The sequence below is a fragment of the Flavobacterium sp. CFS9 genome, assembly GCF_041154745.1.
In the GTDB taxonomy this organism is placed as follows: Bacteria; Bacteroidota; Bacteroidia; order Flavobacteriales; family Flavobacteriaceae; genus Flavobacterium.
This window is the reverse complement of the sequence record NZ_AP031573.1, coordinates 3,444,797-3,457,747: the sequence shown is the minus strand read 5'-3', so window position 1 is coordinate 3,457,747 and position 12,951 is coordinate 3,444,797. Positions and strand designations below refer to the sequence as shown.

Below are 12,951 nucleotides of genomic sequence, written 5' to 3'. Positions count from 1 at the left end.
GCTAACTTTCCTTCTTTTCCGTAATTTATTTTTTTACATAAATCGGACTTCTTTTCAACAAATAAGAAACAGAATCCATCCAACTGTCTTTTATGTTCAGGAATGGCTTACGGGTTTGTGAGTAAATCTTCGTTCCGTTTTTGTACATATCAAAATAAACCATGTAATTGTAGTAGGTTTGTGTACTTGACGTTGTAGTCGAAATATCGTTTGTTTTAACTTTTTTATTGTTGTCACTCACTTTAGCGTTTCCGCTGTTATAAGTTGAAGCTACTGAACCCTCAGTTACAGTATACGACACTTTTGTTGCGATGACGTTATCCACTCCTAAAATTTGCTGAAGATCTTCGATTGGAGTTTCATCGATATTTTTATAGTCTATACCTGCTTTGTGCAATAAACTGTTGGTTACTCTTAGATCCTGAACGGTTAACGGAAAAATATTTGACGATTTATCCAGTAATTTATTGTACAAATCATTCTGGGCAAATTTTGCCATTTCTTCTGAACTTTCTAAAGTGCCTGAGTTTACATAAGGCACCGGCAGCACAGCTATAGTATTGGGTTTCATTCCTGCGGCAGCAATCACCTGTCCTGAATTACCTGAACTCGTATTGTTTGACACTACAGTATTGGCAGATACATCAAAAGTTTGAGAACGCCCGCTGGCAAAATCAATTCTCGCAATCTGAGATACATCAAGTGAAATTTGCAGTGTTTCTCCCGGTAAGGAATACTCGACCGTTTTATCCGACATTTTTGCAATGGTACATTCAATAATCTGGTAATCTCTCTTTATAATTTTATCCAGTTTCTTGCTTCCGGTCTGAGCAAAGTTAGTAACGGATATAAGTAACATTATAATTGCAAAAATCTTTGTAATTTTCATAATTTCAATAATTTAAATGATCCTACTCTGGAGGCTTTTCGGTAACGCCTTTCTAAAATCAATAACTACCACGATAATACAACTTAAAAACCAATACTACGGTAAGTTGATTTTAGTATTAGTAAAACTACAAAAATTATAAACTTGATAAAATGACATTTATCATCATTTTTTTAGCCCATTTAAATGCTACATATTCTGTGTATAAAAATTATAATCCTTGAGGATAACCCTCAAAAAGTCACTATTATTACCCGACTGATTTTTAATTCCGGTAACACTCTCTATTTTGGCAACCAGCTTATAAATGATTTCATGATCGTTTTTGGCCAATGCACTTTGAAAAGTCTCTTTGATAATTCTCATATCGTTGTCCGATAATTTAATCACCAAAGGATAAGTCGGGACATAAGCATCACCAATTTCCTCCAGAATAGTGTGGCTGATGTTGATTTTATTTTTTAACGTAATCACAGCTGTTCCGGCAACCATATCACCCAATCGCTGTCCTTTTTGACTCGAAATTATGGAGATCAGTCCCACGATTCCTCCAAGTACGGAAATATCAACTAATCTGAAAAACCATCGCATTAAATAATCACCGAATCCCGCCTGATAACCGTCAATTTTTACCACTTTTATTTTTACTAATTTCTTGCCAATTGTCTGTCCTTCAAAAATGCTTTCTAAGGTTATGGTATAAATGATAAATGGAAAATACATTAATAAAATTATAGACATTCTCGACCAGTTGTCTAAGGTGTTCAGCACTTTATCGAAATTTAATCCGTAAAAAAATATCAGAGAAATTACAGTCACATAAGCCACTTTAATAGCTAAATCAATGAAATAAGAACCTATTCTTTCTCCTATCGTTGCGGCGATAAAATTTATTTTGACATTTTGTGTCGTATTTATAGATAATTCTGACATATTTTATATTTTAGCCTGCAATGAGAGAAGTCGCCTTCATAAAACAAAATAAAGAAAAATGGCTGGAATTTGAGCTAGCTATTTTTGGTAAAGCTAAAAAAAATCCTGACGAGTTAGCTAATTTGTACATTCAAATGATGAATGATTTGTCGTATGCCCAAACGTATTATCCGAAGAGCAAAACCGTTATTTACCTCAATCATCTCGCTTCACAAATTTATCAGAAAATTTATAAAACAAAACGAACGGAAAAAAATAAGTTTCTGGAATTCTTTGTTACTGAAGTTCCCTTGCTGATGTACGAATACAAACGCTATTTACTGTATGCTTTTGCGCTGTTTTTTCTGACGGTGGGAATTGGAGTTGTTTCTGCCCGATACGATCAGGATTTTGTTCGTCTTATTCTGGGTGATTCTTATGTGAACATGACTTTGGAAAATATCAAAAAAGGAAATCCAATGGCTGTATACGGCTCCGGAAGTAACTGGGGAAGTTTTATTGGCATTACCATGAACAACCTTTATGTAGGTGCGAGATGTTACATTTATGGAATTTTTGGAGGTCTGGGTACCTTTTACATTTTCCTTCAAAACTGTATCATGCTGGGCTCTTTTCAGTATTTCTTTTACGAACAGGGTGTTTTCTGGAAAAGTGTACGTGGTATCTGGATTCACGGTTCCATGGAGATTTTTACGATTGTAATCGAAACAACTGCGGGCTTTATTTTGGGGGCTTCGATCCTGTTTCCTAAAACTTTCTCGAGAATGAGTTCTTTTAAAATAGGCTTCAAAAATAGTTTCAAAATATTCCTGAGTACTTTTCCGTTTACCATCAGTGCGGGTTTTCTCGAAGGGTTTATCACACGATATTCCATTGACATGCCCAATTGGCTAAGCAGTTTTATCATTTTACTTACTTTAGCTATAATTTCATTTTATTATTTGATTTACCCTTTTATTGTTCACAAAAAAACAACTTTATCCTAATGTTTGAACTTTACAAAAAACGACAGCTGGGCGATTACATCATCGATACTTTTTCCTTTTTTAAAACTTTCGGGAAACACTTTTTTAAGATCTTTTTCCTCATCAACGGGGCCTTTCTTCTCATCGTAGGGGCTTTGGTCTTTTTCTTTTTAAAAAGTAATTTTCAGGCGGTATTTAATGACAGTCTAGATCATCCGAATTCCGACAACCTTGCTGCGTATTTTAATGATAATTTTGGTCTTTTAATAGGCTTTATCGTTGTCTTTTTTATTGCTGTGATTGTGTTGTCGCTCTTCAATTCGACTTATCCTATCCTGTATTTAAAACTGATCGGACAAAAAAATACCAATAATTTTAAAACCGAAGATATTGTAGCGATCTTTAGACAGAACCTCTGGAAAATCATCAAATTTTGTATTGGACTTACATTTCTGGTTGTTCCGGTATTGTTAATCGTTATCATTATACTCTTCTTTTTATGCTTTCTGATTGTTGGGATTCCCCTTCTGCTGATTGCCATCCCTGCATTATTTACCTGGGTAAATTTTAGTTTTTATGCTTATCTGACAGAAGATAAAAGCTTCTTTCAATCCTTAAACCATGCTTATCTTTTGATGAAAGAAGATTTCTGGACTTCAATTGGAGCTACTTTTTTAGTCATCATCATGATTCAGATGATTCAGGGGTCGATTACCATGTTTTTCTATTTCGTCGGAATATTTATGTTTTTCCTGACGGCTATGGGAAGTTCCAATTATAACCCGGAAGCTATGAGTGATTCCCCGCTCTTACTACTATTTCTAACGCTGATTTTCATTCTCATATTTACCCTGAGTAATATTTTCAACAACATGATTATGATCAATCAGGGAATTATGTACTACAGTCTGGGAGCAAAAGATAAAATTTCAAATCGCGACATTGATTTAATCGGAACCGATAATGAATAAAATCTTCCTATTCCTTTTATCTTTTTTTATTTTCTCCGGCATTGTTCAGGCGCAGGATACTTTGGCTACAGCCGAACCTCCGAAAATAACAGCTGTAAAATACACTGAAAAAGATATTCGGGTAGATTCCGGTACCATAGAAATTAAGACTTTCCCTAAAAATTTCAAAAAAAGGTATACCGGTTCCAGTTTTGTTTATGAATTTAAAGCTCCTGAAAAAGGTTTGTGGCAGCGTTTTAAGGAATGGCTGGCCAGTGTTTTAGGAGACTGGTTCGATTTTGAAACCCCGGAAAGCTCCATTAATTTTGTTTCGGTTCTGATAAAAGTAATCGCCGTTCTCATCATCATTTTTGTCATCTATTTAATTGTAAAAGCCATCATTAATAAAGAAGGACAATGGATTTTTGGAAAGAACTCTAAGAAAAAAAACATTATCTATTCTGAAATCGAAAAAAACATTCACCTTTTAGATTTTGATAAACTGATTAGAGAAAGCATACAATCCGGTGAAAAAAGAGCTGCCGTCAGATACTACTATCTATGGCTTTTGAAGGTTATGGCACAGAATAATTATATCGAATGGGACATCGAAAAAACCAACTCCGATTATTTATACGAACTTCAAAAACCTGCACACAAAGAAGAGTTTACTTACTTGTCTTATCTGTACAATTACATCTGGTATGGTGAGTTTGAAATTGATGAAACCACTTTCAGAAAAGCCGAAAACCGATTCAAGAATGCCTTAAAAACCTTTAGCAATGAGTAAAACACTTAAAATTTATATTGCTGTACTGGTTCTTATTCTGGCTTTAATTCTGATCGCAGATCGGGAACAGCCAAAACCTATTGACTGGACACCCACCTATTCTGTCAATGACAAAATCCCTTTCGGGCTTTACGTTTTCAACAACGAAATCAATGATTTTTTTAAGAATCATATTGTAGAACGAATTTCAGACCTAACTCCTTATGAGTATCTGAACTCCAAATATGACAATGACAGTCTCGTAGAAAATTACAAAATAAAAGGAACTTTTCTAAACATCTCCGAATCCAATACCATTGATGAAGAATCTGTAAACGAACTTCTTTATTTTGTATCGCGTGGAAACAATGCTTTTTTGAGCATGAAAGAATTTCCTCAATATCTGTTAGACAGTTTAAAAGTAGATGTAAATGCTGATTATCTCAATTCAGGCAGCACCACTGTTTGGCTGGCTAATCCACAACTGAAGAACAAAAAATATGAATTTGTACAGACCTTAGAAGGTTATTTTTCTAAAATTGATACCGCCAAAACCACGGTGCTGGGTTATCAGATCTCTTCGGTCAAGAAAGCAAAAAAGCATATCAATTTTATAAAAATTCCTTATTATCAAGGGCATTTTTACCTGCACACTCAGCCTGTCGCTTTTACAAACTACAACTTACTGAAGGGAGACCATTTTCAATATACAGAAAATGTGTTATCCTGTTTACCTGAAGGAGATATTTTTTGGTACACCAAAGGGCAAAACAACGAGCGTATTTCCGAATCGCCTTTGCGGTTCATTTTAAGTCAGCCCGGTTTAAAATGGGCCTGGTATTTCTTTCTGTTTGGAATGCTGATTTTTATTATTTTTAATGCCAAGCGTAAACAGCGAATTGTTCCGATACTAAAACCTTTGCCTAATTTAACCGTTGATTTCACGAAGACTATTGGAAACTTATATTATCAGGAAGGCGATCACGCTAACATTATTGATAAAAAGATCATTTACTTTTTAGAGAAAATCAGGAATGAATATTTAATCGATACCACGAAACTGGACGATCATTTTATTCAAAAACTGCATCATAAAACAGGTAAAAATGTAACGGATATTCAGGAACTCGTATTTTTGATTAACGAACATCGAAAGAGTTATCACGGCAGTCTTGAAGAAGATCTGATCCGAATTAACAATGCCATAGAAAAGATTTTACATTAGAAATAAATACAATTTCTTGTCAGAAATGACAAAAAAAGTAGCCAAACCATAAAAGAAAAACTGACCATCATGGACGATATCAATACAACATCTCAAATCACCAATGAAAATGTGAATTTTGAAACCAGAATAAACTTAGCGCCTCTTTTAGATCACGTTAGCGCAATCAAAAAAGAACTCGAAACTGTAATTGTCGGACAGCACAAAATGGTCGATCAGCTTTTGGTGGCTATTTTATCCAACGGACATGTTTTACTGGAAGGAGTTCCGGGTGTTGCCAAAACCATTACCGCCAAACTATTGTCTAAAACCCTGAACATTGGCTTTAGCCGAATACAATTCACACCGGATTTAATGCCATCTGATATCTTAGGAACCTCGATTTTTAATTTAAAAACATCCGAATTTGAATTCAAACAAGGTCCGATTTTCTCCAATTTAATCTTAATCGACGAAATAAATCGTGCCCCTGCCAAAACACAGGCCGCACTTTTTGAAGTAATGGAAGAACGTCAGATTACCATTGACGGATCGGCTTATCAGCTTGAAACTCCATTTCTGGTCATTGCCACTCAAAACCCAATTGAACAGGAAGGAACCTATCGTTTGCCGGAGGCACAATTGGATCGTTTTTTATTCAAAATCACCATCGATTATCCAAAACTCGATGAAGAAATTTTAATCATTCAAAGAGAACATTTACTACAAAATCACGGAAAATTAGAAGCTGTTAAAACAATACTTTCTGCTAAGGAAATAAAAGAATACCAGGCTTTGGTAAAACAAATCAGAGTCGAGCAAAATCTGTTGGAATACATTGCACGAATTGTAGTCAATACCCGTGAAAATGCGTTCTTATATCTGGGAGCCTCTCCACGTGCTTCAATTGCCATTTTGAATGCCGCCAAAGGTTTTGCTGCCATCCGCGGACGTGATTTTGTTACTCCTGAAGACATTAAAGATGCTGCCATTCCGGTTTTACAGCATCGTGTAATTGTAGCTCCTGAGCGTGAAATGGAAGGCATCACAAGTTCAGAAATCATCAGACAAATTATTGAAACTGTCGAAATTCCAAGATAATTTTCAGTCGCAGTACACAGTTTTCAATACTATGCTTAATAACAAACCCCTTTTTAATGAAATTTTCTAAAGTATTCTTTTTATCCTTTGTATGCCTTTCGTTGGTAAGTTTTAAATCAATGCATGCTAAGCCTTTGAAAAATACCAATAGGTCTGTTTATTTTTTAACGGACAAACAACAAATTGAAACGTTAATAAGAAAAACCTATGAATGGATCGAAACCAAAAAAACAGAAGGCGACTTTGATGTTATCGAAAATAAAAAGGGAGATAAATATGTAGCATTAAATACAAAAGCGCATAATAAAATAATAACCGAGCTTAAAAACTCTACTTTTTTTGCACAGCAATTTATCGACAATTATAACAAAATTGCGCTGAAAATTGGGGAGAATCTTAAAAGCGGTAAGATTGAATATTGGGTTGGAGAATTACCTCCATACGGTAACGATAGCAACCCCTGGTGTGATTGTCAGGATAATCCGGAATCTTATTGGAAAACATTAAAAGTAAACGACTTAAAAATCCAAAACAACAAAGCAACATTTTACTGGACCTGGACAGAATGGAAAGATAGTCCAAAATATAAAGTAACAGCAGTGAAAGAAAATGGAATCTGGAAAATAGCCACCTTAGACGGTTTTGATTATAAAAGCTTTACTAAAATATAGTAAAAAACCTTTAACCCTAATTTTATTAAAATTGAAATTCATCAAAAGCTTATATCTCAATAACTTTTTCTTCTATGTGCTTTTAGGCATTATTGGAGCATTTGTCTGTGCTTTTATTTTTCCTAATTTGTACAATGCGGTTTGGTTTGTAGTTTTAATTTTAATTACTTTTTCAGGGCTTGACATACTTCTTTTATATCTAAGTAAAACAGGCATTGAAGCAGAAAGAACCACACCGGAAAAACTTTCAAACGGAGATTTGAATCCTGTAACGATCACAATTAAAAACCATTATACCTTTAAAATTTCAATTAAGATCATCGACGAAATTCCGTTTCAGTTTCAGGTACGTGATTTCAAAATTATAAAAACCGTTAAAGCTGCTGAGCAAAAAGAAATTGGCTACGAATTACGACCTACAGAACGTGGCGAATATTACTTTGGCTATCTGAACGTTTATGTTTCGTCACCGCTAAGATTAATTTCCAGAAGATTTTCTTTCGATAAAGACAAAATGGTTCCCACCTATCCGTCTTATATTCAGCTGCGAAAATACGATCTATTGGCTTTTTCAAATAATTTGTACCAGTACGGAATCAAAAAAATCCGTAGAATTGGTCATACCATGGAATTCGAGCAAATTAAAGAATATGTTCAGGGTGACGACCTTCGAACTTTAAACTGGAAAGCCACAGCCAAGAAAAATGCTTTAATGGTCAATCAGTTTCAGGACGAAAAATCACAGGCCGTTTACATGGCAATCGATAAAGGCCGTTCCATGCAAATGCCTTTTAACGGATTGAGTTTACTGGATTATGCCATAAATTCGACCCTGGTTTTATCGAACGTTATTCTGAAAAAACAGGACAAAGCAGGGATTTTTTCATTCTCCAAAAAAGTAGAAAACCGTGTTTTTGCCGAAAAAAGGGCTTCTCAAATGCAAAAAATTCTCGAGACCTTATACAATATCAAAACCGATTTTTTCGAAAGCGACTACAGCCGTTTGTATGTCGACATCAAAAAAAACATCAATCAAAGAAGTTTAATCATTTTGTACACTAACTTTGAAACGATGGACGGTTTAAACCGACAATTGCCTTATTTAAAAGGAATTGCAAAAAGTCATTTACTGGTAGTTGTCTTTTTCAGTAATACCGAACTAAATGCCATCATCAACAAAAAAACAGACACCATTCAGGAGATTTACGACAAAGTGATCGCTGAAAAATTCATGTTCGAAAAACGTTTAATTGCCAACGAACTCAAAAAATACGGAATACACTCTGTTCTAACACAGCCCGAAAATCTGACGCTCGATGCGATCAATAAATATCTGGAAATTAAAGCCCGAGGGATTTTGTAGAAGTGAGAAATATTTTTTTTTTTGTAAAAAGTGATTTGTGAGAAGTGAAATGCCACAAACTACTTTTTTCAAAATATTATACCATTTTTATTTATATTTCATCCAAATTCTTTTGGTATAATACCGATGTAATATGAAAATAGGACAATGCAATTGACTATATTGAATATACAATCGGTGTTATTAAAACATCAAGTTCTTTATAAAAATTAAGATTAGTCAAAAAATCGTTGAACCTTTGTTCTTTTGAACCTTTGTAATTTCTAAGAAAATGAAAAAACTACTTGTACTTGTATTCGTTTTTACAAGCTTTATGTCTCATGCACAAAAAACCGAGAACATTATTATCATTACCACAGACGGCTTTAGATGGCAGGAAGTGTTTAAAGGAATGGACCCTGCTATTGCCAATGATAAAAAATTCAATCAGGGAGACAGTACCTATATTTACAAGAATTATGCAAGTGCTGATTCCAAGGAAAGCCGAAAAAAAATCATGCCTTTTTTATGGTCAGAAATTGCTTCGAAAGGACAAATTTATGGCAATCGTGACTTAGGAAGCAAAGTTGATGTTTCCAACCCGTACTGGTTCAGTTATCCCGGATACAGCGAAATTATGACCGGAAATGTTGACGTTGCCATTAACTCCAATCATTACAAAAACAACCCAAATGTAAATGTTCTGGAATTTTTAAACCAGCAATCCAAACTAAAAGGAAAAGTGGCCGCTTTTGGCGCCTGGGATGCTTTTGATCGAATCTTGAATGAGAAAAGAAGCGGTTTTCCCGTAATTTCTGCCTTCGATAATGTGGGAGGAGACAAACCGACAGAAACTCATAAGTTATTGAATGAAATGCGCAATAACTCGTTTAAACCTTTTCATCAGGATGAGTGTTTGGATGTTTTTACACACTATCAGGCTTTAAACGAACTTAAAACCAAAAAGCCAAAAGTACTTTACATCGCCTACGGAGAAACCGATGAATGGGCACATGCCGGGCACTACAGATCGTACCTTGACGCTGCAAATCAGGTAGACAAATGGATTAAAGAAATCTGGAATTTTGTACAAAATGATCCGCAATACAAAAACAAAACTACTTTGGTAATCACTGTAGATCACGGTCGTGGTGACAAAACAAAAGCACAATGGACAGACCATGGTGCTGACGTTGAAGGTGCCTCCCAAATTTGGTTTGCTGCAATGGGCCCTGAAATTGCACCAAAAGGAGAAATCAAAACAGATTCTCAACTGTATCAAAAACAGATAGCGCAAACCATCGCAAAAATCATGGGATATACTTTCACCGCTCCACATCCGGTAGCGAACGAAATTTCAGAAGTACTTCAGAAATAAGAATATTTTTTTTTTGCCACAGATTAAAGGATTAAAAAGATTATAATCCTTTAATCTGTGGCAAACTCTTTTTACGATTCTAAAGCCTAAATACCTCCAGGAAAAAACCTCTGAACCTTTGTAGCTCTGAACCTTTGCAACTTTTCAAAAAAATATCAGCACCTTAGTCCCTCAGAACCTAAGTACCTTCAAAAAAACGTCAGAACCTTAGCACCTCCAAAAAAAAGCCTTTGCAACTTTTAAAAAAAATCTCAGTACCTTAGCCCCTCAGAACCTAAGTACCTTTAAAAAAAATGAAACAAATTACTTCAGTACAAAATCCGTTTATAAAATCACTTGTTTTACTACAGGAAAAGGCCAAAGCCCGCAAACAAACCGGAACATTTTTGATTGAAGGCTTACGTGAAATTTCACTGGCAATAAAAGGAGGTTACGAAATCGAAACTGTTTTATTTTTACCCGAATTGGTTACTGAAAATCAGATTCATAAATTGGTCAACAGTACCGTTCAACTTATTGAAATCAATAAAGAAGTTTATCAGAAACTGGCTTATCGTGATACCACCGAAGGCGTTCTGGCCATCGCTAAAACCAAATCAATGCTTTTATCAGATCTAAAACTATCTGATAATCCTTTAATTATAGTTGCCGAAGCACCTGAAAAACCGGGAAACATTGGCGCTCTTTTACGAACAGCAGATGCTGCCAATCTTGACGCCGTATTGATTGCCAATCCAAAAAGCGATTTATACAATCCGAATATTGTGCGCTCCAGTGTTGGCTGTTTGTTCACCAATCAGATTGCAACAGGAACGACGGCTGAAATCATAGCCTTTTTAAAAGAAAAGAAGATCGATTTTTACTGTGCAACACTACAAAACTCTACTTCGTATCATACGCAGGACTTCACCACCCCAACTGCTCTGGTTGTGGGTACAGAAGCTACCGGCTTAACACAAGACTGGCGAGATGCTGCCACTCAGAATATCATCATTCCGATGCAGGGCGAAATCGACAGCATGAATGTCTCGGTGGCCGCCGCAATTTTAATTTTCGAAGCCAAACGTCAACGCGGATTTAACTAAACCAAAACATACCGTCATGAACTACAAATTATCACTTTTAGCCTTATTATTTAGCTTTACCCTTTCAGCACAAATAACCAATCCGGAAGTAGATGATCTGGTCAACCGTACCCTAAAAGCATTTGATGTGCCCGGAATTGCAGTTGCCATTGTAAAAGACGGAAAAGTAGTTTTGGCAAAAGGTTATGGTGTAAAATCAATCGCAACACAGCAAAAAGTGGATGCCAATACCCTTTTCGGGATTGCCTCCAACAGTAAAGCTTTTACTTCGGGAGCACTGGCGATGCTGGTTGACGAAGGTAAAATAAAATGGGACGACAGAGTGGTAAAATACCTTCCCGATTTTAAAATGTACGACGATTATGTAACCCGTGAATTCACGATCCGTGACCTGTTAACCCACAGAAGCGGACTTGGACTTGGAGCCGGTGATTTGATGATCTGGCCGGATGGAAGCGATTTCAAAGCGCAGGATATTATTCACAATCTAAGGTATTTAAAACCTGTTTCCGATTTTAGAACCAAATACGATTACGACAACTTACTATACATCGTTGCAGGTGAAATTGTACACGTAGTAAGTGGTAAAACCTGGGCTGAATTTGTGGAAGAACGCATGATGAAACCTCTTGAAATGAACAATAGTGTCGCTTCAGTAAAACGTTTAAAAGATACCACAAATGTCATCACACCTCATGTTCCGGTTGACGGAAAACTCAAAACCATAAAACGTTATGAAAATCCGCTTTTTGACGGAGCAGCCGGAATTTATTCCAGTGTAAACGATTTGAGTAAATGGGCTATACTGCAACTGAATAACGGAAAATACGCCGATAATAAACAGCTGTTTTCAGAAAAAGAACACAATGAAATGTGGCAATTGCAAACCATTATTCCGGCAAAAACAAGACCACCGTACAACACTCATTTCTCCGGCTATGGTTTAGGCTGGTTCCTGAGTGACGTAAAAGGATACAAACAGGTTTCCCATACAGGAGGACTGGAAGGAAATGTAACTCAAACCACTTTGATTCCGGAATTAGAATTAGGTATTATTGTTTTAACCAATCAGCAGTCAGGAGCAGCATTTAGCGCAATTACCAATACGATAAAAGACAGTTATTTGGGCATTAAATCAGATGACTATGTAACGATTTACAGCAGCCGAATGAAAGACAGCGAAGCATCGGCCGATAAAGTAACTGATGAAGTTTGGGCAACGGTTGCCAAAAACAAAAAAGACAAACTAAAAACTGATTTTTCTAAAATCACCGGAACTTACAAAGACAACTGGTTTGGTGAAATTACCATTACCGAGAAAAAAGGAAAGGTATATTTTGCTTCTAAGCGCTCGCCTCAACTGGCCGGAGAAGTATTTTTCTATAAAGACGGAAATTACGTTGTGAAATGGAACAATGCCTTCTTTCATGCTGATGCCCATCTGCTTTTTAAATACGACGAAAATGGCAAAGTCCTTAACTTAAAAATGCTTCCAATTTCTGAATTAACTGACTTTAGTTATGATTTCCAGGATCTGGATTTTTCTAAAGAATAGTTTTTTTCAGTTTTCAGTCGCAGTCGCAGTTTACAATTTGGATAATGAAACAAGAACTGAAAAACTAATCTTTGTCTGATTGAGCGAAGCCGAAGTCAGACTAAGCGAA

Annotated in this window: 12 protein-coding genes; 10 read left to right on the top strand and 2 right to left on the bottom strand. The window is 35.8% G+C overall.

Annotated features, from left to right (window positions below):
• Positions 1-25: 25 nt before the first annotated feature.
• Together ACAM30_RS14630 and ACAM30_RS14625 are read right to left on the bottom strand one after the other, a co-directional pair.
• Entirely contained in the window at positions 26-889 is an 864-nt protein-coding gene (locus ACAM30_RS14630) for a hypothetical protein (RefSeq protein WP_369615338.1), read from the bottom strand.
• Positions 890-1,078: 189 nt separating this feature from the next.
• Complete coding sequence (locus ACAM30_RS14625; protein WP_369615337.1) at positions 1,079-1,822, bottom strand: RDD family protein; 744 nt, start codon at positions 1,820-1,822, stop codon at positions 1,079-1,081.
• A 20-nt stretch (positions 1,823-1,842) separates the two neighbouring features.
• Between ACAM30_RS14625 and ACAM30_RS14620 the strand changes: the two genes are divergently transcribed.
• From ACAM30_RS14620 to ACAM30_RS14575, 10 genes are all read left to right on the top strand, one after another.
• A complete protein-coding gene (locus ACAM30_RS14620; protein WP_369615336.1) occupies positions 1,843-2,808 on the top strand; it encodes a stage II sporulation protein M in 966 nt (321 codons plus the stop codon).
• Entirely contained in the window at positions 2,808-3,758 is a 951-nt protein-coding gene (locus tag ACAM30_RS14615) for a hypothetical protein (protein WP_369615335.1), read from the top strand. Before ACAM30_RS14620 ends, ACAM30_RS14615 begins: the two co-directional genes overlap by 1 nt.
• Positions 3,751-4,527: a DUF4129 domain-containing protein gene (locus ACAM30_RS14610; RefSeq protein ID WP_369615334.1), complete on the top strand. Its 777-nt coding sequence runs from the start codon at positions 3,751-3,753 to the stop codon at positions 4,525-4,527. The genes ACAM30_RS14615 and ACAM30_RS14610 overlap by 8 nt, the downstream gene beginning before the upstream one ends.
• The gene (locus tag ACAM30_RS14605; protein ID WP_369615333.1) at positions 4,520-5,731 is read left to right on the top strand and encodes a DUF4350 domain-containing protein; all 1,212 of its coding nucleotides are present in this window, start codon (positions 4,520-4,522) and stop codon (positions 5,729-5,731) included. Before ACAM30_RS14610 ends, ACAM30_RS14605 begins: the two co-directional genes overlap by 8 nt.
• Positions 5,732-5,800: 69 nt before the next feature.
• The gene (locus ACAM30_RS14600) at positions 5,801-6,811 is read left to right on the top strand and encodes an AAA family ATPase (protein WP_369615332.1); all 1,011 of its coding nucleotides are present in this window, start codon (positions 5,801-5,803) and stop codon (positions 6,809-6,811) included.
• 56 nt (positions 6,812-6,867) lie between these two features.
• Positions 6,868-7,482: a hypothetical protein gene (locus tag ACAM30_RS14595; protein WP_369615331.1), complete on the top strand. Its 615-nt coding sequence runs from the start codon at positions 6,868-6,870 to the stop codon at positions 7,480-7,482.
• A 31-nt stretch (positions 7,483-7,513) separates the two neighbouring features.
• Positions 7,514-8,845, top strand: coding sequence for a DUF58 domain-containing protein (locus tag ACAM30_RS14590; RefSeq protein WP_369615330.1), 1,332 nt, complete (start codon positions 7,514-7,516; stop codon positions 8,843-8,845).
• Between the two features lie 271 nt (positions 8,846-9,116).
• Positions 9,117-10,202: a phosphoglyceromutase gene (locus ACAM30_RS14585; protein ID WP_369615329.1), complete on the top strand. Its 1,086-nt coding sequence runs from the start codon at positions 9,117-9,119 to the stop codon at positions 10,200-10,202.
• A gap of 293 nt (positions 10,203-10,495) precedes the next feature.
• A complete protein-coding gene (locus ACAM30_RS14580; protein WP_369615328.1) occupies positions 10,496-11,287 on the top strand; it encodes a TrmH family RNA methyltransferase in 792 nt (263 codons plus the stop codon).
• A gap of 16 nt (positions 11,288-11,303) precedes the next feature.
• Positions 11,304-12,842: a serine hydrolase gene (locus tag ACAM30_RS14575; protein ID WP_369615327.1), complete on the top strand. Its 1,539-nt coding sequence runs from the start codon at positions 11,304-11,306 to the stop codon at positions 12,840-12,842.
• Positions 12,843-12,951: the final 109 nt, after the last annotated feature.

Excerpts from the sequence above, each read along its gene's own strand:
- ACAM30_RS14625 (WP_369615337.1), bottom strand. The coding sequence starts at position 1,822 with ATGTCAGAATTATCTATAAATACGACACAAAATGTCAAAATAAATTTT.
- ACAM30_RS14605 (WP_369615333.1), top strand. The coding sequence starts at position 4,520 with ATGAGTAAAACACTTAAAATTTATATTGCTGTACTGGTTCTTATTCTG.
- ACAM30_RS14610 (WP_369615334.1), top strand. The coding sequence starts at position 3,751 with ATGAATAAAATCTTCCTATTCCTTTTATCTTTTTTTATTTTCTCCGGC.
- ACAM30_RS14575 (WP_369615327.1), top strand. The coding sequence starts at position 11,304 with ATGAACTACAAATTATCACTTTTAGCCTTATTATTTAGCTTTACCCTT.
- ACAM30_RS14585 (WP_369615329.1), top strand. The coding sequence starts at position 9,117 with ATGAAAAAACTACTTGTACTTGTATTCGTTTTTACAAGCTTTATGTCT.
- ACAM30_RS14600 (WP_369615332.1), top strand. The coding sequence starts at position 5,801 with ATGGACGATATCAATACAACATCTCAAATCACCAATGAAAATGTGAAT.
- ACAM30_RS14620 (WP_369615336.1), top strand. The coding sequence starts at position 1,843 with ATGAGAGAAGTCGCCTTCATAAAACAAAATAAAGAAAAATGGCTGGAA.
- ACAM30_RS14580 (WP_369615328.1), top strand. The coding sequence starts at position 10,496 with ATGAAACAAATTACTTCAGTACAAAATCCGTTTATAAAATCACTTGTT.
- ACAM30_RS14615 (WP_369615335.1), top strand. The coding sequence starts at position 2,808 with ATGTTTGAACTTTACAAAAAACGACAGCTGGGCGATTACATCATCGAT.
- ACAM30_RS14595 (WP_369615331.1), top strand. The coding sequence starts at position 6,868 with ATGAAATTTTCTAAAGTATTCTTTTTATCCTTTGTATGCCTTTCGTTG.
- ACAM30_RS14630 (WP_369615338.1), bottom strand. The coding sequence starts at position 889 with ATGAAAATTACAAAGATTTTTGCAATTATAATGTTACTTATATCCGTT.